This window comes from Neorhizobium galegae (assembly GCF_017877135.1).
Lineage (GTDB): Bacteria > Pseudomonadota > Alphaproteobacteria > Rhizobiales > Rhizobiaceae > Neorhizobium > Neorhizobium galegae_A.
Genome location: NZ_JAGIPH010000001.1, coordinates 99,144 through 122,772 on the forward strand (window position 1 = coordinate 99,144; position 23,629 = coordinate 122,772).

General features: G+C 62.9%; 21 protein-coding genes. 14 read left to right on the forward strand and 7 right to left on the reverse strand.

The window, feature by feature from the left end; all coding sequences use genetic code 11:
* The first annotated feature begins 108 nt into the window (after nt 1-108).
* From J2858_RS00540 to dprA, 4 genes are read left to right on the forward strand one after another with little or no spacing between them, the layout of a single operon-like run.
* Nucleotides 109-1,065 (forward strand): aspartate carbamoyltransferase catalytic subunit, encoded by a 957-nt coding sequence (locus J2858_RS00540; RefSeq protein ID WP_210102815.1) that lies wholly within the window; start codon nt 109-111, stop codon nt 1,063-1,065.
* A complete protein-coding gene (locus J2858_RS00545) occupies nt 1,062-2,354 on the forward strand; it encodes a dihydroorotase (protein WP_210102816.1) in 1,293 nt (430 codons plus the stop codon). The genes J2858_RS00540 and J2858_RS00545 overlap by 4 nt, the downstream gene beginning before the upstream one ends.
* Before the next feature lie 11 nt (nt 2,355-2,365).
* Nucleotides 2,366-2,995 carry a glycerol-3-phosphate 1-O-acyltransferase PlsY gene (gene plsY / locus J2858_RS00550; RefSeq protein ID WP_245365500.1) on the forward strand — a complete coding sequence of 210 codons (630 nt, stop codon included), beginning with the start codon at nt 2,366-2,368 and terminating at the stop codon, nt 2,993-2,995.
* A gap of 6 nt (nt 2,996-3,001) precedes the next feature.
* Nucleotides 3,002-4,153 carry a DNA-processing protein DprA gene (gene dprA, locus J2858_RS00555; RefSeq protein ID WP_210102817.1) on the forward strand — a complete coding sequence of 384 codons (1,152 nt, stop codon included), beginning with the start codon at nt 3,002-3,004 and terminating at the stop codon, nt 4,151-4,153.
* Here the strand turns inward: dprA and J2858_RS00560 are convergent.
* Nucleotides 4,133-4,336, reverse strand: coding sequence for a hypothetical protein (locus J2858_RS00560; RefSeq protein ID WP_210102818.1), 204 nt, complete (start codon nt 4,334-4,336; stop codon nt 4,133-4,135). The two genes, dprA and J2858_RS00560, sit on opposite strands and share 21 nt — an antisense overlap.
* 245 nt (nt 4,337-4,581) lie before the next feature.
* Between J2858_RS00560 and topA the strand changes: the two genes are divergently transcribed.
* The 6 genes from topA (at nt 4,582) to rpmG (ending at nt 12,395) form a co-directional block, all read left to right on the forward strand.
* Nucleotides 4,582-7,287, forward strand: coding sequence for a type I DNA topoisomerase (gene topA, locus J2858_RS00565; RefSeq protein WP_210102819.1), 2,706 nt, complete (start codon nt 4,582-4,584; stop codon nt 7,285-7,287).
* Nucleotides 7,284-9,647 carry a ribonuclease R gene (gene rnr, locus J2858_RS00570; RefSeq protein WP_348635430.1) on the forward strand — a complete coding sequence of 788 codons (2,364 nt, stop codon included), beginning with the start codon at nt 7,284-7,286 and terminating at the stop codon, nt 9,645-9,647. Before topA ends, rnr begins: the two co-directional genes overlap by 4 nt.
* 107 nt (nt 9,648-9,754) lie before the next feature.
* Nucleotides 9,755-10,225, forward strand: coding sequence for a DUF983 domain-containing protein (locus J2858_RS00575; protein WP_210102820.1), 471 nt, complete (start codon nt 9,755-9,757; stop codon nt 10,223-10,225).
* Nucleotides 10,222-10,917 (forward strand): NUDIX hydrolase, encoded by a 696-nt coding sequence (locus tag J2858_RS00580; RefSeq protein WP_210102821.1) that lies wholly within the window; start codon nt 10,222-10,224, stop codon nt 10,915-10,917. The genes J2858_RS00575 and J2858_RS00580 overlap by 4 nt, the downstream gene beginning before the upstream one ends.
* Before the next feature lie 32 nt (nt 10,918-10,949).
* Nucleotides 10,950-12,134 (forward strand): MFS transporter, encoded by a 1,185-nt coding sequence (locus J2858_RS00585; protein WP_210102822.1) that lies wholly within the window; start codon nt 10,950-10,952, stop codon nt 12,132-12,134.
* A gap of 93 nt (nt 12,135-12,227) precedes the next feature.
* The gene (gene rpmG / locus J2858_RS00590; RefSeq protein ID WP_015915679.1) at nt 12,228-12,395 is read left to right on the forward strand and encodes a 50S ribosomal protein L33; all 168 of its coding nucleotides are present in this window, start codon (nt 12,228-12,230) and stop codon (nt 12,393-12,395) included.
* A gap of 1,000 nt (nt 12,396-13,395) precedes the next feature.
* Here rpmG and J2858_RS00595 read toward each other — a convergent pair.
* Together J2858_RS00595 and J2858_RS00600 are read right to left on the reverse strand one after the other, a co-directional pair.
* Nucleotides 13,396-14,763 (reverse strand): PleD family two-component system response regulator, encoded by a 1,368-nt coding sequence (locus J2858_RS00595; RefSeq protein WP_210102823.1) that lies wholly within the window; start codon nt 14,761-14,763, stop codon nt 13,396-13,398.
* 16 nt (nt 14,764-14,779) lie between these two features.
* Nucleotides 14,780-15,151 carry a response regulator gene (locus J2858_RS00600; RefSeq protein WP_210102824.1) on the reverse strand — a complete coding sequence of 124 codons (372 nt, stop codon included), beginning with the start codon at nt 15,149-15,151 and terminating at the stop codon, nt 14,780-14,782.
* A gap of 127 nt (nt 15,152-15,278) precedes the next feature.
* On the opposite strand from J2858_RS00600, the gene J2858_RS00605 reads away from it, so the two are divergent.
* Together J2858_RS00605 and J2858_RS00610 are read left to right on the forward strand one after the other, a co-directional pair.
* On the forward strand, nt 15,279-15,587 hold the full coding sequence (locus J2858_RS00605) for a DUF3572 domain-containing protein (RefSeq protein ID WP_210102825.1): 309 nt from the start codon (nt 15,279-15,281) through the stop codon (nt 15,585-15,587).
* Nucleotides 15,584-16,228: a hypothetical protein gene (locus J2858_RS00610; RefSeq protein ID WP_210102826.1), complete on the forward strand. Its 645-nt coding sequence runs from the start codon at nt 15,584-15,586 to the stop codon at nt 16,226-16,228. The genes J2858_RS00605 and J2858_RS00610 overlap by 4 nt, the downstream gene beginning before the upstream one ends.
* 65 nt (nt 16,229-16,293) lie before the next feature.
* On the opposite strand, the gene J2858_RS00615 is transcribed toward J2858_RS00610, so the two are convergent.
* The 4 genes from J2858_RS00615 to J2858_RS00630 all read right to left on the reverse strand — a co-directional run bounded on the left by J2858_RS00615 (nt 16,294) and on the right by J2858_RS00630 (nt 20,644).
* A complete protein-coding gene (locus J2858_RS00615) occupies nt 16,294-17,664 on the reverse strand; it encodes an FtsX-like permease family protein (protein ID WP_210102827.1) in 1,371 nt (456 codons plus the stop codon).
* Nucleotides 17,661-18,347 (reverse strand): ABC transporter ATP-binding protein, encoded by a 687-nt coding sequence (locus J2858_RS00620; RefSeq protein WP_210102828.1) that lies wholly within the window; start codon nt 18,345-18,347, stop codon nt 17,661-17,663. Before J2858_RS00620 ends, J2858_RS00615 begins: the two co-directional genes overlap by 4 nt.
* A gap of 3 nt (nt 18,348-18,350) precedes the next feature.
* Entirely contained in the window at nt 18,351-18,815 is a 465-nt protein-coding gene (locus J2858_RS00625) for a hypothetical protein (protein ID WP_210102829.1), read from the reverse strand.
* Between the two features lie 74 nt (nt 18,816-18,889).
* The gene (locus J2858_RS00630) at nt 18,890-20,644 is read right to left on the reverse strand and encodes an alkaline phosphatase (RefSeq protein ID WP_210102830.1); all 1,755 of its coding nucleotides are present in this window, start codon (nt 20,642-20,644) and stop codon (nt 18,890-18,892) included.
* 262 nt (nt 20,645-20,906) lie between these two features.
* On the opposite strand from J2858_RS00630, the gene J2858_RS00635 reads away from it, so the two are divergent.
* Nucleotides 20,907-22,199 carry a DNA polymerase IV gene (locus J2858_RS00635; RefSeq protein ID WP_210102831.1) on the forward strand — a complete coding sequence of 431 codons (1,293 nt, stop codon included), beginning with the start codon at nt 20,907-20,909 and terminating at the stop codon, nt 22,197-22,199.
* A gap of 129 nt (nt 22,200-22,328) precedes the next feature.
* Entirely contained in the window at nt 22,329-23,621 is a 1,293-nt protein-coding gene (locus tag J2858_RS00640; protein WP_210102832.1) for a L,D-transpeptidase family protein, read from the forward strand.
* Nucleotides 23,622-23,629 lie beyond the last annotated feature (8 nt).

The following is a 23,629-nucleotide window of genomic DNA, read 5'->3' on the forward strand; positions in this document are numbered from 1 at the left end:
GAATTTTCGGCAAATTGCATGGGGATCGGAATTTCTGGTCGCCTGCTCCGCTTGCTCCCCGTGCACTCGTTCTCTATAGACCGCGGGAAACCAGCGGAGGACAATTTCGTGGTCTTCTTTCCCCACCGCCATCTCCTCGGGATCAAGGGCCTGACCGAGCAGGACATTACGTTCCTTCTCGACAAGGCAGACGAGGCGGTCAAGATCAGCCGGCAAAGAGAAAAGAAAACCTCGACGCTGCGCGGTCTGACCCAGATCAATCTCTTCTTCGAAGCCTCAACCCGCACACAATCGTCTTTTGAACTGGCAGGCAAGCGTCTTGGCGCCGATGTGATGAACATGTCGGTCGGAAACTCGTCGGTCAAGAAGGGCGAGACGCTGATCGATACGGCCATGACGCTGAACGCCATGCGCCCGGATGTGCTGGTCGTGCGCCATTCCTCGGCGGGCGCCGCAGCGCTTCTTGCGCAAAAGGTCGCCTGTTCGGTGGTGAATGCCGGCGACGGCCAGCACGAGCACCCGACGCAGGCGCTGCTCGATGCGCTCACCATTCGCCGCGCCAAGGGCAAGCTGTCGCGCATCATCGTCGCCATCTGCGGCGACGTGCTGCATTCGCGCGTTGCCCGCTCCAACATCCTGCTTTTGAACGCCATGGGTGCCCGCGTCCGCGTCGTTGCGCCGTCCACGCTTCTGCCGTCGGGCATTGCGCAGATGGGCGTCGAAGTCTTCCATTCGATGGAAGAGGGGTTGAAGGATGCGGACGTCGTTATGATGCTGCGCCTGCAGCGCGAGCGCATGTCCGGCTCCTTCGTGCCATCGGTGCGCGAATATTTCCACTTCTACGGGCTTGATGCCGAAAAGCTGAAGGCCGCCAAGGAGGATGCGCTCGTGATGCATCCGGGTCCGATGAACCGCGGCGTCGAAATCGCCTCGGAAGTCGCCGATGGTCCGCAGAGCGTCATCGAAAGCCAGGTCGAAATGGGCGTTGCCGTGCGCATGGCCGTGATGGAAACGCTGCTTGTCTCTGAAAACGAGGGCCCGCGCAGCGAGGGATGGAGCGCATGACTACTCCGCTTGTCTTGAAGAACGCCCGCATCGTCGATCCCTCCAGAAATCTCGATGAGACCGGCACCATCATCGTCGGTGCCGATGGCGTGATCCTTGCCGCCGGTCGCGATGCGCAGAACCAGGGCGTGCCGGACGGTGCTGCCGTTCGCGAATGCAACGGCCTGTTGGCCGTGCCCGGCCTTATCGATGCCCGCGTCTTTGTCGGCGAACCCGGCGCCGAGCACCGCGAAACCATCGAATCGGCCAGCCGCGCGGCAGCCGCCGGCGGCGTCACCAGCTTCATCATGATGCCGGATACAGATCCGGTGCTGGATGACATTGCCCTCATCGAATTCGTCAAGAAGACGGCGCGTGACAAGGCGCTGGTCAATGTTCACCCGGCAGCCGCCCTCACCCGCGGTCTGAAGGGCGAGGAAATGACGGAAATCGGCCTTCTGTCGCAAGCCGGTGCCGTTGCCTTCACCAATGGCCGCCATTGCCTTGCCGATACGCAGGTGCTGCGCCGCGCCATGACCTATGCCCGCGAATTCGGTGCCGTTGTGGCGCTTGAGGCCCGCGATCCGTATCTCGCTGTCAACGGCGTGATGAACGAGGGCCTGTTTGCCAGCTGGCTCGGCCTGTCCGGCGCTCCGAAGGAGGCGGAGCTTCTGCCGCTCGAACGGGATCTGCGCATCGCGCAGCTCACCGGCGCCAACTATCATGCGGCAAAGATTTCCGTGCCCGAATCGGCAGAGGCCATGCGGCTTGCCCGCCAGCGTGGCGCAAACGCCACCTGCGCCATCTCGATCAACCATCTGTCGCTGAATGAAAACGACGTCGGCGAATATCGCAGCTTCTTCAAGTTGTCGCCGCCGCTGCGCACCGAAGATGACCGCCAGGCCATGGTCGATGCACTGGCCGATGGCACGATCGATATCATCGTCTCCTCGCATGACCCGCAGGATGTCGATACCAAGCGCCTACCCTTCGCCGATGCCGCCGATGGCGCAATCGGGCTCGAAACCATGCTGGCGGCTGCCCTTCGGCTCCACCATGCCGGCCGCGTGCCGTTGATGCGGCTCATTGATGCCCTGTCGACGCGGCCCGCTGAGATTTTCGGCCTGCCCGCCGGCACGCTGAAGCCGGGCGCCAAAGCCGATATCGCGCTGATCGACCTCGACGAGCCCTGGCTGATGTCGAAGGATACGATCGTGTCGCGGTCGAAGAACACGCCGTTCGAGGATGCGCGCTTCAGCGGCCGGGCGGTGGCAACCTACGTGGCCGGCCGCCTCGTCCACCAGCTTTAAGGAGCGCCATCATGACAGACCTTCTGACCTGGCAGATCACGGCGCCGATTGCGCTGGCAGCCCTTGCCTTCGGCTACCTGCTCGGCTCCATTCCGTTCGGCCTGATCCTCACTAAGGCGGCCGGCCTTGGCGATATCCGCTCAATCGGCTCGGGCAATATCGGTGCAACCAATGTGCTGCGCACCGGCAACAAGAAGCTGGCCGCCGCAACGCTTCTGCTCGATGCCTTGAAGGCAACGGCGGCCGCCTTGATCGTCTCGGCCTATTTCGGGCCGGAGCTTGGCCGGGAATCAGGCGTCCTTGCCGGCTTTGCCGCTTTCCTCGGCCACCTCTTCCCCGTCTGGCTCGGCTTCAAGGGCGGCAAGGGCGTTGCGACCTATATTGGCACGCTGCTCGGCGTGGCGCCTGCCATGGTGCTGGTCTTTGCCTTCGTCTGGCTGACGATCGCGAAACTCAGCCGCTATTCGTCGCTTGCCGCACTGGTTGCAACGCTTGTCATTCCGGTTGCATTGTGGATAGTGGGCGAACAGAAGATTGCCGTGATCATGGCCGTGATGACGCTGATTTCCTACTGGAAGCACAAGGCCAATATCGAGCGTCTGATCAACGGCACCGAGAGCAAGATTGGCCAGAAGGGATAGACATTCATGCCATCCGACAGCGCAAAACGAAATGGAGTTGCGCTATCGGACAAGCAGAGGATCGCCTGGCTGAGGCTGATCCGCAGCGACAATGTCGGCCCGTCCACCTTCCGCGACCTGATCAACCATTTCGGTTCGGCGGAAGCAGCCCTTGCGGCACTGCCGGAGCTTTCAAGGCGCGGTGGTGCCGCCCGCGCCATCCGCATTGCCTCGGTGGAAGACGCCGAGCGTGAACTGGACCGCGCCCGCACCTTCGGCGCCCGCCTGGTGGGCATCGGCGAGCCGGATTATCCGGCAGCACTTCGCCAGATCGATGGCGCCCCGCCGCTTCTCGCCATGAAAGGCAACCGGACGGCCGCCTCTCCGCCCTCCGTCGGCATTGTCGGCTCGCGCAACGCCTCGATCAACGGAGTGAAGTTTGCAAGCCTGATTGCCCGCGATTGCGGCCGCGCCGGCTATGTCATCACCTCCGGTCTTGCCCGCGGCATCGATACGGCAGCGCACCGCGCAAGCCTGGAGACGGGCACGATTGCCGTCCTCGCCGGCGGGCTCGACAAACCCTATCCACCGGAAAATGTTGGCCTGCTGGATGAGATCACCTCCGGCAACGGCCTGGCGATCAGCGAAATGCCCTTCGGCTGGGAACCCCGCGCGCGCGATTTCCCCCGCCGCAACCGTCTCATTGCCGGCGTTTCGCTGGGTGTGGTCGTAATTGAAGCGGCGGAGCGTTCCGGCTCGCTGATCACCGCGCGCCTTGCCGGCGATTTCGGTCGCCTTGTCTTTGCCGTACCCGGCTCGCCGCTCGATCCGCGCTGCCATGGCACCAACGGGTTGCTGAAACAGGGCGCCATCGTCACCACCGGGTCCGCCGACGTCATCGATGCGCTGGCGCCGCTGTCGCAACTGGATCTACTCGACCAGCCGGTGATCGAGGAACCGGGCGGCGAGCGCCCGCCCGGCGACATGCTGCCCCCTGATGACAGCGACCGCGAGCGTATCGCCTCGGCACTCGGGCCGACGCCGGTGGAAATCGATGATATCATCCGACACACGGGACTTGCCCCGGCCACCGTCTATCTGGTTCTCCTGGAACTGGATCTCGCCGGTCGCCTGCACCGGCATGTCGGGGGGCTCGTCTCACTGGCCATGATGGATTGACAGACGACGGCGGCCCTGCTGCAGGTCCCCCGCCTCCACATAGGCCATCTCGATCAGGTAGCAGAGCATATCGGCGCCTTCTTCATGGGCGACGCGGTGCAACTCGCCCAGCATCTGGCGAATATATGCGATCTTGGCGCGGCTCTGATCATTGCTGCTGAAATCGCCTCTCTCTGAAACCATCGTCCCACCCACGCTTCGGGCAAAGATTTCCATCTTTGCGTGTATTTAACAAACAACACCCGCAAATCTACATTGTTTATTCTTGATTGCAATACTGATTATAGCTTGCAATGGTTGCAATGCCGCAGTGCATAAAATAAGGCCACCCTCTTGACCGCGAGGCAAACGCCCTCCATGTCGGGAGGTCAGTTACCCGGCGAAGGCGTTGAGTGACACCGCCGTTTTGCCCGCTTCAGAGAACAAAGATGAATGTTGTAGTTGTAGAATCTCCGGCCAAGGCCAAGACGATCAACAAGTATCTTGGCCCCGGCTACAAGGTTCTCGCTTCGTTTGGCCACGTGCGCGATCTGCCCGCCAAGGACGGATCGGTGCTTCCCGACCAGGATTTTGAAATGTCCTGGGAGGTCGATGCCGCGTCGGCCAAGCGCATGAAGGATATTGCCGATGCCGTGAAAGGCTCCGACGGCCTCTTTCTCGCAACCGACCCGGATCGCGAAGGGGAAGCCATTTCCTGGCATGTGCTGGATCTGTTGAAGAAGAAGAAGGTGATCGGCGACAAGCCGGTCAAGCGCGTCGTCTTCAACGCCATCACCAAGAAGGCCGTGCTGGACGCCATGGCCAACCCACGCGACATTGACACGCCGCTGGTCGACGCCTATCTCGCCCGCCGCGCTCTGGATTATCTCGTCGGCTTCAACCTGTCGCCGGTTCTGTGGCGCAAGCTGCCGGGCGCCCGTTCGGCCGGCCGCGTGCAATCGGTGGCGCTGCGCCTCGTCTGCGACCGCGAAAGCGAGATCGAGCGCTTCGTGCCGGAAGAATACTGGAACATCTCCGCTCTCCTGAAGACCCCGCGCGGCGACCAGTTCGAAGCCCGCCTCGTCTCGGCCGACGGAAAGCGCGTGCAGGCCCGCGGCATCAAGAACGGTGAGGACGCCGGTCGCATCAAGGCCATGCTCGAGGGTGCCGCCTATACGGTCGATACCGTCGAGGCAAAGCCGGTCAAGCGCAATCCCGGCCCGCCCTTCACCACCTCGACGCTGCAGCAGGCGGCCTCCTCCAATCTCGGCTTCTCCGCCTCGCGCACCATGCAGGTGGCGCAGCGTCTTTATGAAGGCGTCGATATCGGCGGCGAAACCGTCGGTCTCATCACCTATATGCGTACCGACGGCGTGCAGATGGCGCCGGAAGCGATCGATGCGGCGCGCCGCGCCATTGACGACCAGTTCGGCGCGCGCTACCTGCCGGAAAAGGCCCGCTTCTATTCCACCAAGGCCAAGAACGCCCAGGAAGCCCACGAAGCCATCCGCCCGACCGATTTCAACCGCTCGCCGGACAAGGTGCGCCGCTATCTCGACTCCGACCAACTGCGCCTTTACGAACTGGTGTGGAAGCGCGGCATTGCGAGCCAGATGGCGTCGGCCGAAATCGAACGCACCACCGTCGAGATCCTGGCCGCCAATGGCGCAGATCGCGCCGGCCTTCGCGCCGTCGGCTCCGTCGTGCGTTTCGATGGTTTTCTGGCCGCCTATGTCGACCAGCGCGAGGAAGGCGAAGGCGGCGATGACGATGAGGACGGCCGTCTGCCGGAAATCAACGCCCGCGAAAAGCTCGACAAGAACAAGGTGAATTCCAGCCAGCACTTTACCGAACCGCCGCCGCGCTATTCGGAAGCCTCGCTGATCAAGAAGATGGAAGAGCTCGGCATCGGCCGCCCGTCCACCTATGCCGCCACGCTGAAGACGCTGAGCGACCGCGAATATATTGTCATCGACAAGCGCAAGCTGGTGCCGCATTCCAAGGGCCGGCTGGTGACGGCCTTCCTCGAGAACTTCTTCACAAAGTATGTGGAATATGATTTCACCGCCGACCTCGAAGCCAAACTCGACCAGATTTCGGCCGGCGAGCTGAACTGGAAACAGGTTCTACGCGAATTCTGGAACGACTTCTTCGCCCAGATCGAGGACACCAAGGAGTTGCGCGTCACCAATGTGCTTGATGCGTTGAACGAGGCTCTGGCGCCGCTGGTGTTTCCGAAGCGCGACGACGGGTCCGATCCGCGCATCTGCCAGGTCTGCGGCACCGGAAACCTGTCGCTGAAGCTTGGCAAATACGGCGCGTTCGTCGGCTGCTCGAACTACCCCGAGTGCAATTTCACCCGCCAGCTTTCCTCCGATGGCAACGAGGCAGAAGCATCGGGCCTCAACGAGCCGAAGGCATTGGGTGCCGATCCGATGACCGGCGAGGAGCTGACACTGCGCTCCGGCCGATTCGGTCCCTATATCCAGCGCGGTGACGGCAAGGAGGCCAAGCGCTCATCGCTGCCGCGCGGCTGGAAGCCGGAGGATATCGATCACGAAAAGGCACTTGCCCTCATCAACCTGCCGCGTGACGTCGGCCAGCATCCGGAAACGGCCAAGATGATTTCCGCAGGCCTTGGCCGCTATGGGCCGTTCCTGCTGCATGACGGCGCTTACGCCAATCTCGAAAGCATCGAGGACGTGTTTTCGATCGGGCTTAATCGCGCCGTCACCGTCATTGCCGAAAAGCAGTCGAAGGGCGGCGGCCGTGGCCGGACGGCCGCAGCGCTGAAGGAACTGGGCGAGCATCCGAGCGGCGGCGCCATCACCGTGCGCGAGGGCAAATACGGCCCTTACGTCAACTGGGGCAAGGTCAACGCGACCCTTCCCAAGGGCAAGGATCCGCAGGCCGTCACCGTTGAAGATGCGCTGGCCCTGATCACCGAAAAGGCCGGCAAGGCGCCGGCAGCCAAGGGCAAGGCGAAGAAGCCCTCCGCCAAGGCCGCCGCCTCTGCCGAGGGTGCCGAGAGCGCGCCCAAGGCCCGCAAGCCGGCCGCCAAGGCTGCAACGAAGACGGCGACCAAGGCCGCACCGAAGACGAAAGCAGCCGCCAAACCGAAGGCGGCCCCCAAGGCAAAGAAGACAGGCACGTGACAAAAGAACCGCGCGAAGGCAAACGCATCAAGGCCGGTGGCCGAACCCTTTCCCTTCGTGCGCCAAAATCCGCACCGGCAGAACGGGCGACCATCATCCAGGGCGTCGTGCCGCCGCGCGAAGTACTTCTGGAATTCATCGCCGATAATCCGGACCGCGCCTCCAAGCGCGAGATCGCCAAGGCCTTTGGCCTGAAGGGTGAAACACGCGTCGAGCTGAAGGACGTGCTGCGTGACCTGGAGGAGGAAGGCCTTCTGCAGAAGAGCCGCAAGACGCTGACGCGCCCCGGCGCCCTGCCGCCGATGACCGTGCTCGACATCACCACCCGCGACAAGGATGGCGATCTCATCGCCCGCCCCACCGAATGGCCGGAAGAGGCAGGCGTTGCACCTGCCGTGCTGATCCGCCAGTCCTCGGACGCCCGCAGTAAAAGCAAGGCACCGGCCGCTGGTTTGGGCGACCGGGTGCTTGCCAAAATCTTCCCGAACAAGGACCGCGCTGGCCCCGCCTACACCGCCCGGGTCGTCAAAGTCATCGACAAGCGCCGCAATGCCGGCCTCGGCGTCATCCGCCTGATGCCGGAAGGTGGCGCCCGCCTGATGCCGATCGACCGGCGCGGCGAGGAAATGCAGATTGCCGCCAGTGACCTCGGCGATGCGAAAGACGGTGACCTGATCGAAGCCGATGTGCTGACCGGCGCCCGCTTCGGCCTGCCGCGGGCCAAGGTGCTTTCGGTCGTCGGTTCGGTGGCGAGCGAAAAGGCGATCTCGATGATCGCCATCTATTCGCACGGCATTCCCCACATCTTTCCGCAGGCGGTGATGGACGAGGCGGAAGCCGCAGAGCCCGCCAGTATGAAGAATCGTGAGGACTGGCGCCATGTGCCGCTCGTCACCATCGACCCCGCCGATGCCAAGGACCATGACGACGCCGTTTACGCCGAGCCGGACCCATCGCCCGACAATGACGGCGGCGTCATCGTCACGGTCGCCATTGCCGATGTCGCCTATTATATCCGCACCGGCTCGCCCATCGACCGCGAGGCGCTGAAGCGCGGCAATTCGGTCTATTTCCCCGACCGCGTTGTGCCCATGCTGCCGGAGCGTATCTCCAACGATCTCTGCTCGCTGCGCGAAGGCGAGGACCGCCCCGCACTTGCCGTGCGCATGGTGTTTTCCAAGGATGGCCGCAAGGCAAGCCACACGTTTCACCGCGTGATGATGAAGAGCGCCGCAAAGCTCTCCTACCAGCAGGCACAGGCCGCCATCGACGGCAAGCCCGACGACAAGAGCGGCCCGCTTCTGGACCCCATCCTGAAGCCGCTGTGGAGCGCCTACGAGATCATGAAGCGCGGCCGCGACCGCCGCCAGCCGCTCGAGTTTGATATGCCCGAGCGCAAGATCAAGCTGAAGCCGGATGGCACCGTCGACACCGTCATCATTCCCGAACGCCTCGATGCCCACAAGCTGATCGAGGAAATGATGATCCAGGCCAATGTCTGCGCCGCCGAAACGCTGGAGAAGAAGCGCCAGCCGCTCGTCTACCGCATCCACGACGCCCCGACCCTCTCCAAACAGGAAGTGCTGCGCGAGTTTCTGGCAACGCTTGGCATTCCCATGGCCAAGGGCGGCCAGATGCGCTCCAACTCGTTTAACGGCATCTTGGCGAAAGCACAGGATACGCCGCACCAGATCATGGTCAACGAGATGGTTCTGCGCAGCCAGAGCCAGGCCGTCTACAGCCCCGACAATATCGGCCATTTCGGCCTCAACCTGATGAAATACGCCCATTTCACCTCGCCGATCCGCCGTTACGCCGACCTTATCGTGCATCGGGCACTGGTCGGTTCGCTCGGCCTCGGCGAAGGCGGCATCACGCCGGAACAGGAAGCCCAGCTCGAGGATATCGCCGCTGAAATTTCCACCTTCGAACGCCGCGCCATGGCCGCCGAGCGCGACACCATCAACCGGCTGATCGCACATCACCTGGCAGAACGCGTCGGCCAGTCCTTCGAGGGCCGCGTCTCGGGTGTCACCAAGGCGGGACTGTTTGTCGCACTGCCCACCTATGGCGCCGATGGTTTCGTGCCCATATCTACGCTGGGCACCGATTACTTCCATTATGACGAAAGCCGTCAGGCGCTGATCGGTGAGCGAACGGCCCTCGGGTTCCAGCTGGGTGATGCGGTGGACGTGAAGCTGGTGGAAGCCATTCCGCTCGCCGGTGCGCTGCGCTTCGAGATGCTGAGCGAGGGCCAGAAGATGGGCATTGCCACGCGGTCCTTCCACAAGTCGGGCCGCAGGGCCGGCCAGCGAAGCGGCAAGATGCCGGGTACGCGTCCGCCACGCCGCGGACGTTAAGGCATTTCGAAGTTGCCTGTGGCACTCTGCCGGCGCCGGAATGCGAAAAGCACATCAAGGACAGGGCGAGCGCCGCACGTCGGCGCCTTGGCCCGGGAGAACGCGACATGACAGGTCACCAGGCATCCGCACATCAGGCGCAAAAGCCGATCCTGCACTATGGCGAGGCCGAACGCCCCGAGCGTCCGCTCGGCCGCTCGATCTGGCGCGGCCTCTGCTGCACCTGCCCGGCCTGCGGCGAGGGAAAACTGTTTCGCGGCTTCGTCAAGCCGGTGGATCGCTGCGCTGCCTGTGGCGAGGATCTGCACCATCAGCGCTCCGACGACCTGCCGCCCTATCTCGTCATCTTCCTCATCGGCCACGTCACCATCGGCGGCTTCATGATGACGGACATGGTCTGGCAATTGTCGATGTGGACGCATCTTGCCATCTGGACGCCGATCACCATCGCGACAGCGCTTTTATCCATGCAGCCGATCAAGGGCGGCGTCATTGGCCTGCAATGGGCCTTGCGCATGCACGGCTTCGGCAACGAGGACGAGACCTTTGATCCCGGCCGCGGTGGCCCTCTCGAATGAGCCAGACGCATGGGCCTGGAACGACGGCGTCCGGGCCAAAACCCCGGCCGGGCCTTCGCCCGCGTCCCTCCGCCTCGCTGATCCTGATCGACCGTGCGGCGTCAACCCCGCGCATTCTGGTCGGGCGGCGCGGCAGCGGCCACGCCTTCATGCCGGATGTGTACGTCTTTCCCGGCGGGCGGCGTGATCCACGCGATTTCATCCTGCCCTTTTGCCGCGATCTTGCGCCGGCGGTTCTTCAGAAACTGCAGGCGGGACCGTCCGCTCCCCAATCAACGGCTGGCGCTCGTGCGCTCGCCCTTGCCGCCGCACGCGAGCTTCACGAGGAAACCGGACTGACGCTCGGCCACCCGGATACCGTGGCAGAACGCGGCGTCGATCTCTCCAGCCTGCGCTACCTTGCCCGGGCCGTCACGCCACCCGGTGCCGTCAGGCGTTTCGACAACCGGTTCTTTGCCACATTTATCGACGAAGCTGAGATTGATCTTTCCCGATTGCGGGAAAGCGACGAGCTCAGCGACTTCCGCTGGCTCGATCTTTGCGACCTCCGGGCGGTGAAACTTCCGGAAATCGTTCTCGCCGTAGCCGATGACTTAAAAAAATCACTTGAGTCCGGCCGCTGTTTGCCGTTTGGAAGCGATGTGCAGGTATACACCAGTCGCAACGGCGAATTTCTCCGGAGTCGGTTGTAAGAACAATGGATATTCATACGAAGGATCGTCAGATGTCCCAGGCGGCAGGTGGCCGAGATGACCACCCCGAAGAGATCCACTGGCCGTCCCTCGTCGCTGCCATTTCCGCTATCAGTGCGGTCGGCATCGCGATTGGCCTCGGGCTTCCGCTCCTCAGCATCATTCTCGAAAAGCGCGGCATCTCGTCGACGCTGATCGGGCTAAACTCGGCCATGGCCGGTGTTGCGGCCATGATTGCAGCCCCCATTACCACCCGCCTTGCCCATGAGTTCGGCGTGGCCCGCACCATGCTGTGGGCCGTGGTGCTGTCGGCCATCAGTGCGCTCGGCTTCTATTATGCCAGCGCCTTCTGGATGTGGTTTCCGCTGCGCCTCGTCTTCCACGGCGCCACCACGACGCTGTTCATCCTGTCGGAATTCTGGATCAATGCGGCGGCACCGCCAAGGCGGCGCGGCCTGGTGCTGGGCATCTATGCGACCGTGCTTGCCATCGGCTTTGCCATGGGGCCGCTGATCTTTTCCGCCATCGGCAGCGAGGGCGTGCTTCCCTTCATCATCGGCGCCTGCGCCATCCTGCTCGCCTTCATTCCGATCTATATCGCGCGGGCCGAAAGCCCGGTTCTCGACGAGAAGCCGCAGAGGCATTTCCTGCGCTATGTCTATCTGGTGCCGATGGCAACCGCTGCCGTCTTCGTCTTCGGGGCCGTCGAAGCGGGTGGCCTGTCGCTGTTTCCGATCTATGCCAGCCGCATGGGTCTTCCCGAATCCAGCGCTGCCCTTCTCCTGACGGTGATGGGCATTGGCAACATGGTCTTCCAGATCCCCTTCGGCATGATTTCCGACCGCCTGAAGGACCGCCGCCCCATGCTCTTTCTGATGGCGCTTGCCGGCCTTGCCGGCGCGCTGGCGCTGCCATCGCTCATGGGCAACTGGTGGCTGATGGCGGGCGTGCTGCTGGTCTGGGGCGGTTGCGTCTCCGGTCTTTATACGGTCGGCCTTGCCCATCTCGGCTCCCGACTCACGGGTGCCGACCTTGCAGCCGCCAATGCGGCCTTCGTTTTCTGCTATGCCATCGGCACGGTTGCCGGCCCGCAGGCGATCGGCGCAGCCATTGATATCAGTGGAAACGACGGCTTTGCCTGGGCCCTGGCGGGCTTCTTCGGTCTTTATGTGCTGATATCCGTCGGCCGGATGGCTTTCGGACGAGATGAGGCTTGACTTTTCGGGCGCGATTTGTAGTTTCGCGCCAGATTTGGCCGGGGACCGCGTGAGGCGTCCGCGGCATGATTTTTATTTAGAGGCAGGAAGACCATGGCGAAAGCTACGACCATCAAGATCAAGCTGCTGTCGACGGCCGATACCGGTTTCTTCTACGTCACGACGAAGAACAGCCGTACGATGACCGACAAGATGACCAAGACCAAGTACGACCCGATCGCACGCAAGCATGTCGAGTTCAAGGAAACCAAGATCAAGTAAGCCTGATCTTTTTCCTTTCTTCAAAAAGGCGTGGGTGCCACCGGCTCCCGCGCCTTTTTCGTTTTGATGCCTCTGCGATCACGCCCGCCTCGGCAGTTGATGGAGGTGCGTCCAGCCAGCACGGATCAGCCGCGCACACGCCAATGGCCGCCACTACCGCCCGTCTTGCTTAAGCACCCGCCATAGACCGCAAAGCCCCAGTGGCGCGCGACAGATGGCAGTTGGTGCAAACTGCCTCTCCGAGCCGCCTTACCCTGTGCCGGGCCCCTCCGAAGCCGCCGCGACGGCTTCGTCACGGCAGCGTCCATTCCTGCGGCCTTTTCCGATCCGGTTCCCTATGGAGGCAAGCAGCGCACCCGCCGCCCCTCATCGCGCCGCACTGCCTCTCCAATCATCAGGTTTGAACTGCGGCGCCCGTTTTCGTCAGAAAATGTCGACAGCAAGTGGCGCGTATAAAGCGGCTTAATTTTTATCAGTCTGAGGGAAAAAGCCTTAGGGGGTCGGTCGGCGCGCAAAGCGGCACGAGGAACCGCGTGACATGCGAACCGACCGACCGACCCCACGACCCAGGAGATGCGGCGGACCTGAGCATCATGGGGTATTTGAGTTTCCGCACCCCCGAAAGAGGCAGAAACAATCTGGCTTGTCCTAGACTTGCCTAATTCAGATTTAAAATCAACCTATTCTTAACCAGCCAACACTTTTCCCCACGACATGGTTAAAAAGATCACGGCCATTGCTATATTCAATCTGAATATTGGTAAGTATTATCTTGCCGGTCCTTGCCATCGCAGAGCGGTTCAAAGATCACTGCAGGCTGTAGAAAGCGCTAAAAAGCAAGCAGGGCGGGTTTGGCAACATCAGGAAAAGGTATTCAGAAAATAGAATATCGCTCGACATTCCGCAAACCTGTCTACCCGACGGTTTTTAGTTGTCAAAACCTGATGCACAATAATTTCGCCTGCCCGCCGACAGCGCTGCATTAATTTGAGGCGAATCGCTATGCTGCTGCGGCCACCACGCGATTGCGCCCGCCCGTCTTGGCGGCATAAAGGGCGCGGTCGGCCTGTTTCAGCAATTGCTCGGGTGTCTCGATGCCCTGCAGATTGGTGGCGATGCCGAGCGAGGCAGTGATGGCAAGGCGAAGCCCGGAGCGCTCGAGCACGAAGGGCGCGTTTTCAATGGTCGCGCGCAGGCGCTCGGCAATCGCTGCGGCCGTGATGGCATCGGTGTCCGGCATCACCACGACGAACTCCTCGCCGCCATAGCGACAAGCAAGATCGGCCCCCCGCACCGTGGAGCGGATGCGGCGGGCAAACTCGCGCAGAACCTCGTCCCCCACATCATGGCCGTAAGTGTCATTCACCTGCTTGAAGCGATCGATATCGGTCATGCAAAGCGAGAGAGCCCGGCTGCGGGCGGCGGCACGGGTAAACATCACCTTCAGCTGGTTGTCGAGGTAGCGGCGGTTGTTGAGGCCGGTGAGCCCGTCGGTGACTGCGAGTTCGATTGTCTGGCGCACATTGGTGCGCAGCCGGTCATTGTAGCGCTTGCGCTTGATCTGAGTCAGCGTGCGGGCCACCAGTTCGTTCGGATCGATCGGCCGCACGATGTAGTCGTTGACGCCGAGATCGAGCGCCCGGACGATCACGTCCTCGTCGCCGAGTTCCGTCACCAGCAGCAGCGGCAGGAAGCGCGTGCGTTCCAGAAGGCGCAGTTGCGCGCAGAGCCGCAGCGGGTCGTAATCGTCGCCGGTGCCGTTGATGATCACCATGTCGATGGGATTTTCCGCCGCCTCGAACAGCGCCGCCTGCGGGTCGGACATGGCCGTCACCTCCGCCACCGGCTTCAGCGCCTTAACGATGCGTTCCTGGCTGCTGGCGCGGCTATCGACCAGCAGCACCTGCCCCGGCCCTTCCATCGCGTCCAGCCGCAGCGGTTCTTCCATACCGATGGTGCGGGCGGTTTCGGCCCGAAGGCGCAGCTCGTCGCCCAGCATCTTCAGCCGAACGAGGCTTTTCACCCGCGACACCAGTTGCAGATCGTTGACGGGCTTGGTCAGAAAATCGTCGGCACCGGCCTTCAGCCCCCGCACGCGATCGGCCGGCTGGTCCAGAGCCGTCACCATGACGACCGGGATATGGGCGGTGCGCTGGTCGGCTTTCAGCCGCTCGCAGACCTCGAAACCGTTCATACCGGGCATCATCACGTCAAGGAGGATGATGTCGACATGGGTCGCAAGCGCAATCTCGAGCGCCTTGAAGCCGTCCTGCGCGGTCAACACATCGAAATATTCGGCAAGCAACCTGGCTTCCAGCAGCTTCACGTTCGCCGGTATATCGTCGACCACCAGGATCCGTGCCGTCATCTGTCAAAAGTCCTGTTCAGGCGTCGCCCAGGTAAGTCTTGATGGTTTCAATAAACTTCGGCACGGAAATCGGCTTGGACACATAGGCTTCGCATCCGCCCTGGCGGATCCGTTCCTCGTCTCCCTTCATGGCAAAGGCCGTGACGGCGATGACCGGGATGACGTGCAGCTCATCGTCTTCCTTCAGCCATTTCGTCACTTCGAGCCCCGACACTTCCGGCAGCTGGATATCCATGAGGATCAGGTCCGGCCGATGTTTGCGCGCCAGATCCAGCGCTTCCATGCCATTGCGCGTCTGGATCGTCGTATAGCCCGAGGCTTCGATCAGATCGCGGAAGAGCTTCATGTTCAGCTCGTTGTCTTCGACAATCATGACCCTTTTGGGCATAACATCATCCCCATCCAGCCTTGCAAGCCTCACCTTGAGATATAAGCTCGCATCATGGCCGATTCCATTCATTCGGTAGCGGTGACCTTAAGGCCATTTGGTTGAAGAAAAGGTAATTTATATAGCTATGCGCCTCGACACGGGAAAAACATTGGCTCTGCCCAAGCCGGAGGAAACGGCAGCTGCCGTTCTTCAATGGCTGGCAGAAGAGCCCGACATGTTCAGCCGCTTTCTGGCGCTGTCCGGCCTGCAGGTGGACCAGTTGCGCCATGCGGTCGGCGATCCGGGCTTTCTCGCCGGCATGATCGATTTCGTCATGGCGCATGAGCCGACCCTGCTTGCCTTCTGCGAAGCCCGCCAGTGGAAACCGGAGGCGGTGGTGGCCGCCTGGCATCACTATTCGGGGCCGGGCCTTGGTTCGGGAGAGTATGAATGAGCGAAATCGTCGATCTCGATCACGTGCGCCTTGCCGACCGCCCGCTTGCGGTATGCGACGTCGATGACGTGGTGCTGGAATTCCTGACGCCGTTCGAAAGCTACCTTACGAGCCTTGGCCACCGGCTGGTGCCGCGCTCCTACCGGCTGCACGGCAACATCGTCTCCGCGCTTGATGAGGCGCCGCTTGCGGATCCGCTGGTGAGCAAGCTGATTCTCGATTTCTTCGAGGCGCAGGAAGACTGGCAGGTGCCCTTCGGCGATGCGGTGTCCTCCTTGAAGCGCATAGGGGAAAATGCCGACGTGGTGTTTCTGACCGCCATGCCGCCGCGTTATACCGAGATGCGCCGCCGCCTGCTCGACCGGCTGGACCTGACCTTTCCGCTTCTTGCAACCGAAAGCCCCAAGGGCCCGGTGATCGAGCGGCTGCACGCCGGCCGCGCCCTGCCGGTCGCCTTCATCGACGACATGGCGCACAACCATGTTTCGGTGGCAGATGCCGTGCCGGACTGCCTGCTCGTCCACCTGATGCCGGCAAGCGAGATGCACCGCCACGCGCCGAAGCCCGGCCCGCATGTGGTGCAGGCAAGCGATTGGGCCGATGCCGAAGGCCATATCCTGCGCCATTTCGGCCACCGCTGAACCGGCGCCTCGCTCTCCTCGTCGCGGATCAAGACGGGGGAGGCAAGCGGGCTGCTTCAGATGCCTCAAGACCGCAGGGCCGCTGCCGGGCTGAGGCGCAGCGCACCGAGAGCCGGCACCAGCGACACCACGGCTGCAGCCACCACGAAGCCGATGGCAAGGCGCCAGTCCTCCTGCGCAAATTCCACCGGCAGGTGCACCGCGGTTGCGGCGGTGAGTCTGGCGGAAATCAGCTGCGCTGTCACAAGGCCGATCAACCCGCCAAGCCCGATGCCGGCAAGGAACAGCACGAACAGTTCTCCCCAGACGAGGATAACCACCGCACGCATGGGGGCGCCCAGCGCCCGCAGCGCACCGATCTGGCGCTTGCGCGCGCCGATATGCATGGTGGCCACCAGCAGAATGGCGGCAATGACGATGCCCTGCGTGCCGACGGCAATGGCCAGCAGCAGGCTTCGCGCATCGCCAAGTGTGGCATAGAGCCTCGTCAGCACCTCGGCCGGAAACACCGCAAGCGTCGTTTCGGAGCGGTATTCCTGCCGCAGCCGGTAGGCATCGGCGATAGTTTTCGGCTTGACGAGAACGGCAGGCACGCCCGGTGTCTGCGCATCGAAATGCTCATCCAGCGGCGCATCGGCATCGACATGGCCGTGAACATGGCCATGCTCATCCGCTTCGTCATCGTCCTGCGGGCCGTGCGCCTCCGGATGGGCCGGCAGCCCATGCTCGCCGGCAGGCTCGCTACCCGCCGGATGCTCGTCCCCTTGCCCATGCGCATGCCCCGGTTCCTCATCGCCGTGCGTTTCTCCCTCATGGGCGTGCGCCTCGGCGCCGGCCATACCGTGAAGGCCCCAGACGGCGCGGATCGGCACGAGGATGGCCCGGTCCCAGGCGGTTCTGGTCGGCGCCATGCGCCCCACCACGCGATAGATGATCTGCGTATGCGTCTCGCCGCCCGTCTCGACGCTGCCATGCATCGGCTTTACCTCGGCACCGGTCTTCAGCGGCACGTCGGCACCGACCACGGCGTCTGCGAGACGCGAAAACGGCAGGCCATCGGCAAGTTGCGGCGAGAGCGCCGAAATCAGGGCGGTGGTGGTTCCGACGATGGGGAAACCGAAACTGGAATCGCCGAAGCCGACGGGGGCTGCAAGCGCGACACGCGGATCTGCGGCAAGCTTCGCCAGCACCTTGCCGGACATCAGCGGTAGAGGCGCCGGCTGCAGGAACACCGCCGACAGCGCAAGCTGCGTCTCGCTGCCCGGCGCCCCGACCAGCAGATCGAATTTTTCCGCCGCGCGGGCGCTTCCAAGCCGCACCGCCCTCTCCTGCAGCGTCACCGCAACGGAGAGAGCGACGGAGAGCGCAATGAGAATGACGACCGACAGCGCACCACCGCCAAACCGCCTGAGATCGGCGAGGATGAACCGGATCATGGCGCCTGCACTCCTTCTTTGTCTTCCACGATGGCGCCGGCGACAAGCCGGATATGGCGGTCGAGCCGCGCGGCCAATGCCGGATCATGCGTGACGACGATCAGCGTTGCTCGCTCCTCGCGCGACAGCCGCACCAGAAGTTCGCTCACCTGCTCGCCCGCCTGGCTGTCGAGGCTTGCCGTCGGCTCGTCGGCGACGATGACGCCCGGCTTCAACAGCAGGGCGCGTGCCACGGCAACGCGCTGCATTTCGCCGCGCGACAGGGTTTCGATCCTCTGCTGCGGACGTGCAATGCCGGTCACGTCCAGCAGAAAGCGGGCGCGCTGCGCTTCCGTACTCGTCAGCCGGCGCGCCAGTCGCACCGGCAGCACGACATTTTCGAAGGCGGAAAGGCCGGGAAACAGATGAAAATCCTGCATGACCAGCCCGATATGGCGGGCCCGGAAGGCATCACGTCCGCCCGCAGACAGGCGGGTCAGGTCCGTACCGTTCCAGGAGACGGATCCGTGGCGGATGCGCTCAAGCCCGGTAATGGCGTTGACGAACGTGCTTTTTCCCGAGCCGGACGCCCCGGTGATGCACAGGCGCGTGCCGGCTGGAACCTGCAGCCGGTCTATCGCAAGGACGGGCGCTGCAAGCCCCGGATAGCGCATCTCCAGACCATTGATCTCAAGGGAAAGCATCGCCTAGACCGTCTTGAACGAGGCATTGCGCAGGCGGATCTGGCTGACGAAGCCAGTTTCGGGATCCGACCAGGAGCCGAGGTCCAGGACGCCCTCGACCAGGATCGGCGCGTTGAACTGCACGAAGGTCTGCTTGCGCGCCAGATAGACGACCAGAATATTGTCCGGCCAGTCCGCATCGGAAGAGCAGAAGGGGCAGAGCGACATCGGAATTTCGCTCAGCACGAAAAAGGCGGCCTCTGCCTTCAGCGGCGGGGCCATGAAGCCGGTGATGGACACGTCCTGTCCCTTGAGGCGATTGACCTTGTCGGAAAAGGACAGCCCGAGCACGCCGAAGCTCTTGTAGAGTTCACCGAACCCCAGCCGTTCCTCGGCCCGCGCGCTCAACGGCGATGCAAGACAGGGCAATGCAGCCATTGCCCCGAGCACCTGCCGGCGCTTCAGCCCGCCTCTCACTGTATGATCCATGACCGCACCTCTTTCAAAAGCGACAGGGACAGGCGGCAGATGCCGCCTGTCCCGTGCCGGAAGGCCTTTAGATTTTACTTCTTCGCGGCGCCGAGGGCAAAGGCATCGGCCAGTACGCGGTAGACATCGCTCTGCTCCATGTAGCCACGGAAGCCTTCGGCGCCCGGGCCGGCGGCCTGCAGCACGACATCGTCGACGGCATGAACGCCGCTGTCGCCATCCTTGGGGATATTGCCCTGTACGAAGACGGCGCCGGGAACATCCTTGTAGGCTTCGTTGGCGATGTATTCGCCCTTTTCATTCTTGATGGCCGGAACGAACGGACCGTCGAGCTTCGGACGGAAGGTTTCGTAATGGTCCGGGCCATTGTTGGCGGCGATGAACAGGCGACGCGAAACGTCGATCTTGTCCGGATAGCCGTCGCCGTTCTTGTCTTCATAGTTGGGGAAGCCGGCGGCGTCATAGGTGCCGACCTTTTCGCGCATTTCGGTGCCCGGCTTTTCGTCATCGACGGTGCCGATGATCGAGACGCCATGCGTATGGTCACCGGTGACGACGATCAGCGTATCGGGGTTCTTTTCGGCAAATGCGCGAGCAACGCCGATCGCCTTGTCGAACTCGATCGTATCGACAACCGCGCGGTCCCAGTCCAGCGGATGGCTCATCTTGTCGATCGATGCGCCTTCCACCATCAGGAAGAAGCCGTCCGGGTTCTTCGACAGCTTGTCGAGGGCAGCCTTCGTCATGTCGACGAGGCCGGGCTGGTCGGGGAACTTGTCGACGGTGCCCTTCTTCAGGAACTCACGGTCGAGCGTCACATCCATGTTGCCGGTATGGAACAGGCCGAGCAGCTTGTCCTGGTTGGAACCGGACGCGGCAGCCAGTTCGGTCTTGTTGATCGCCAAGCCGTAGCCGGCCTCCTTGAACAAGGCGATGTAATCCTTGTCGTCCTTGCGCTTGGAGCCGGGCACGTCCTTGGCGAGGAAGTAGGCAGAGCCGCCGCCGAGCAGGACATCGGGCTTCACGCCATACAGCATGCCGACGATCTCGGCCTTGTCATTGCGCGAGCGGGTATGGGAGACGAGGGCTGCCGGCGTCGCATCCTCGACTTCGGCCGTCGACACGATGCCGATCGACTTCTTCGTGGTGCGGCGCAGCGCTTCTGCAATGGTTTCGACCTTCGGGTCGTCCAGCGAAGCCGGCGTGCGGTCGGCATACACGCCAAGCGCGTTGACGCGCGACTTGTGGCCGGTCATGTAGGCCGACATCGTATTGGCGCTGTCGGTTGCAATGGCATGCGTCGAGGACGTGCCGATGAAGGCGACCGGGGGAACGTCATCCATGGCCAGACGACCGTTGGCCTTGCCCTCGGTCATGCCCTTCGACATGATGCGGGCAGCGGTGCGATGGGCAACCGACAGACCGTCGCCGAGCAGGAAGATGATGTTCTTGGCCTTCGGCGCGGCTGCCGTGCCATACACATCCCAGCTGACCGTCTTCTTCTCGTCGCCGGCCGAAACGTCAACCTTGTAGGTACCGGCCTTGGCGATGGTCAGGTCGCGCAGGATGAGAGCGGAGCCCAGAACCTTGTCTTCCTTGCCCTTCTCCTCGGCAACGAAATTCGCTGCCTTGCCGAAGACGGTTTCGTAGGCTTCGCCGTTGACGGTGACCTTGACGTCTTCCGGCTTCACGACCTTGGAAAACTCGACCTTGAAATCAAACGGCGAACCGACCAGCACGGTGGCGCGGTCAAGCGGATAGACCGTTGCGGCGCTGGCTGCACCGGCAAGCATGGTCGCAGATGTCAGAGCTAGAAACAGTTGGCGCATTGTGGTGTCCCTCTCACAAACGTGTGTCCGCTCCTTCCTAGAAAGTCGGGATGACAGTTATGTAACGGATGCGGCCTAAACGCGTAAAAAGTGCAGGCGGGGATGCAAATGGCCATCTGCTGATACTCATCGCGCTTGCCGGAAGCCGCCAGCGAGGGGGCTGAGCGGCCATCCACAGGCAGGCTGACGGCTCCGGCTGCGGTCGCTTGTGCAGCCACCTTTTCGGCGGTATGGTGCAGATGTTCAATATTTGTTCCTTGCGATGACGACTGCTGCGTCCCATGATCCAGGCTTCTGCCGCGACTGCCTGACCGGCCAGCCGGTCGGCAACCGGCGTTGCCGCGCCTGCGGCAGCCCGCGTCTCGTCTATCATCCGGAACTCTACGACCTGACGCTTGCCCATATCGACTGCGATGCCTTCTATGCCTCCGTCGAAAAGCGCGACAATCCGGAGCTTGCGGACAAGCCGGTGATCATCGGCGGCGGCAAGCGCGGCGTCGTCTCCACCGCCTGCTATATCGCCCGCATCAGCGGCGTGCGTTCGGCCATGCCGATGTTCAAGGCGCTGGAGGCCTGTCCCGATGCAGTGGTAATTCCGCCCAATATGGAAAAATACGTCAAGGTGGGCCGCGAGGTGCGCCGGCTGTTCGAGGAGCTGACGCCACTGGTGCAGCCGATTTCCATCGACGAGGCCTTTCTCGATCTTTCCGGCACCGAGCGCCTGCATCACGATCCGCCGGCAAAGATTCTTGCCCGGCTGGCAAGGCGGGTGGAGAAGGAGATCGGCATCACGCTCTCGGTCGGGCTCTCCTATTGCAAGTTCCTCGCCAAGGTCGCGTCCGACTTGCAGAAGCCCCGCGGCTTTTCGGTGATCGGCCAGGAAGAGGCCGTGGCCTTTCTCGCCCCGCGCCCGGTCACCACCATCTGGGGTGTGGGCCGCGCGCTTGCCGCAACGCTCGAGGCCGACGGCATCCGCACCATCGGCCAGTTGCAGGTGATGCAGGAGGCCGACCTGATGCGCCGCTATGGAGCGATGGGCCAGCGGCTGTCGCGGCTGTCGCGCGGCATTGACGAGCGCACGGTGCATGCCAATGAGGCCGCAAAAAGCGTCTCTGCCGAAACCACCTTCTTCGAGGATATTTCGCGCTTCGAGGATCTGGTGCCGATCCTGCGCCGGCTGTCGGAAAAGGTTTCGGGCCGGCTGAAGCATCAGGAAATCGCCGGCCACACCGTGGTGCTGAAGCTGAAGACGGCCGACTTCAAGAGCCGCACCCGCAACCGGCGGCTGGAAGACCCGACTCAGCTCGCCGACCGGATCTTTCGCACCGGCCTCAGCCTGCTGGAGAAGGAAACCGATGGCGCCAAGTTCCGCCTGATCGGCATCGGCGTCAGCGACCTCACAGACCCGGCGCGCGCCGATCCGCCGGATCTCGTTGACGAGCAGGCCGGCCGACGGGCGGCGGCGGAAGCGGCCATGGACAAGCTGCGCCATAAATTTGGCAAGACCGCCGTCGAGACGGGTTATACCTTTGGGGTGATACGGCCAAAACGGTGACGGCGTGTTCCATCACCGGAACGTGATACCTGCCCCACAATCCGGCGCGGCGCTCGGAGGGCGTCCTAAAACTTCGTTAAACTTGTCTGCATAGGCTGGCTGCCTGTTTACTGCGTTATGAGGTTTGCCATGTTGAGATCTGCCACGCTGGCGCTTGTGCTGGTGTCGGGGACAGCCCTTCCGACCACGGCGGCCGAGGAAGCCCGCACCCTGCAGATTATCGTGTCGACCGACAGCCAGCAGCTGACGGTCTATGACGGCGACCGGATCGTGGCGCGTTCGAATGTTTCTACCGGCAAGCCGGGCCATGACACGCCGACGGGCATCTTTTCCGTGCTCGAGAAGCGCAAGTACCACGAATCCAATATCTATTCGGCAGCGCCGATGCCGTGGATGCAGCGGCTGACCTGGTCGGGCATTGCGCTGCACGAATCAAGCAGCGTGCCGCGCTATCCCGCTTCGCATGGCTGCGTGCGGATGCCGGCGGAATTTGCAAGGCAGCTGTACCGCATGACAACCCGCGGCGTACATGTGATCATCAGCGACAGCGCCGTTGCGCCGCAGCCGGTGCGCCATGCCGCGCTGTTTTCGCCGCTCGCGGAAGCACCGCCCGACGAACTGCTGTCGGACGTGTCCCTGCGTTCGTCCGCCGCCCATGGCGGTGCGGGCGAGGTTCAGGTGGCGATGAACATGCCGCCCGCGCCGGTCCCCGTCGTATCAGGGGCTCCGGAGAAGACCGTGACGCCACCGCAGGCCGGCAAGGCCCCGCAGGCTGCCGCCGCGAGCGAACCGGCCCCTTTGCGCATTCTGATTACCCGGCGCGACGTGAAGGATACGGTGCGCGACGTGCAGGACATGCTGAGCGAACTTGGTTTTGATGCCGGTGCCGCCGATGGCATCATGGGGAGTGCGACGCGCAGTGCGCTTGCCGGTTTCAAGCGCTGGAAGGCGCTGCCGCTCAAGGGGTCGCAGCTGACCCCCGATCTTCTCGCCGCCCTCTATGCCTCGGCCGGCCGCACCCCGCCGCCCGCCGGGCAGATCCTGGTGCGCCAGGGTTTTCAGGACATTCTCTCCGAACCGGTGGCCTTCAAGGATCCCGAGCGGGCGCTCGGTACGCATTTTCTGAGCGTCATCGGCATCGACCGCGACAAGGGCGATGCGGAGTGGCGCGGTCTTTCGCTGCAAAACGATCTCTCCGACGCCGACCGCAAGCGGCTTGCCATCATGCAAGCGGCGCCTGAGGGACCGGGTGCCTTGAGCGCCGTGCTCGACCGGATCAGCATTCCCGAAGATGTGCGGATGAAAATCAGCACCACGATGTCGACCGGCACGTCGCTGACGATCACCGATACCGGCACCGGCATCGAGACGACAGCCGGCACGGATTTCATCACCCTCACCCATCGCGGCCCGCGGGCCTGACAGGGACA

What these genes read in the sequence shown, in the direction of transcription:
- J2858_RS00635 (WP_210102831.1), top strand. Translation starts at nt 20,907, where the DNA reads ATGACGACTGCTGCGTCCCATGATCCAGGCTTCTGCCGCGACTGCCTG.
- J2858_RS00615 (WP_210102827.1), bottom strand. Translation starts at nt 17,664, where the DNA reads ATGATCCGGTTCATCCTCGCCGATCTCAGGCGGTTTGGCGGTGGTGCG.
- J2858_RS00620 (WP_210102828.1), bottom strand. Translation starts at nt 18,347, where the DNA reads ATGCTTTCCCTTGAGATCAATGGTCTGGAGATGCGCTATCCGGGGCTT.
- J2858_RS00640 (WP_210102832.1), top strand. Translation starts at nt 22,329, where the DNA reads ATGTTGAGATCTGCCACGCTGGCGCTTGTGCTGGTGTCGGGGACAGCC.
- J2858_RS00580 (WP_210102821.1), top strand. Translation starts at nt 10,222, where the DNA reads ATGAGCCAGACGCATGGGCCTGGAACGACGGCGTCCGGGCCAAAACCC.
- rpmG (WP_015915679.1), top strand. Translation starts at nt 12,228, where the DNA reads ATGGCGAAAGCTACGACCATCAAGATCAAGCTGCTGTCGACGGCCGAT.
- J2858_RS00605 (WP_210102825.1), top strand. Translation starts at nt 15,279, where the DNA reads ATGCGCCTCGACACGGGAAAAACATTGGCTCTGCCCAAGCCGGAGGAA.
- J2858_RS00600 (WP_210102824.1), bottom strand. Translation starts at nt 15,151, where the DNA reads ATGCCCAAAAGGGTCATGATTGTCGAAGACAACGAGCTGAACATGAAG.
- dprA (WP_210102817.1), top strand. Translation starts at nt 3,002, where the DNA reads ATGCCATCCGACAGCGCAAAACGAAATGGAGTTGCGCTATCGGACAAG.
- J2858_RS00610 (WP_210102826.1), top strand. Translation starts at nt 15,584, where the DNA reads ATGAGCGAAATCGTCGATCTCGATCACGTGCGCCTTGCCGACCGCCCG.
- J2858_RS00545 (WP_210102816.1), top strand. Translation starts at nt 1,062, where the DNA reads ATGACTACTCCGCTTGTCTTGAAGAACGCCCGCATCGTCGATCCCTCC.
- J2858_RS00625 (WP_210102829.1), bottom strand. Translation starts at nt 18,815, where the DNA reads ATGGATCATACAGTGAGAGGCGGGCTGAAGCGCCGGCAGGTGCTCGGG.
- J2858_RS00560 (WP_210102818.1), bottom strand. Translation starts at nt 4,336, where the DNA reads ATGGTTTCAGAGAGAGGCGATTTCAGCAGCAATGATCAGAGCCGCGCC.
- J2858_RS00595 (WP_210102823.1), bottom strand. Translation starts at nt 14,763, where the DNA reads ATGACGGCACGGATCCTGGTGGTCGACGATATACCGGCGAACGTGAAG.
- J2858_RS00575 (WP_210102820.1), top strand. Translation starts at nt 9,755, where the DNA reads ATGACAGGTCACCAGGCATCCGCACATCAGGCGCAAAAGCCGATCCTG.
- plsY (WP_245365500.1), top strand. Translation starts at nt 2,366, where the DNA reads ATGACAGACCTTCTGACCTGGCAGATCACGGCGCCGATTGCGCTGGCA.
- J2858_RS00630 (WP_210102830.1), bottom strand. Translation starts at nt 20,644, where the DNA reads ATGCGCCAACTGTTTCTAGCTCTGACATCTGCGACCATGCTTGCCGGT.
- J2858_RS00585 (WP_210102822.1), top strand. Translation starts at nt 10,950, where the DNA reads ATGTCCCAGGCGGCAGGTGGCCGAGATGACCACCCCGAAGAGATCCAC.
- topA (WP_210102819.1), top strand. Translation starts at nt 4,582, where the DNA reads ATGAATGTTGTAGTTGTAGAATCTCCGGCCAAGGCCAAGACGATCAAC.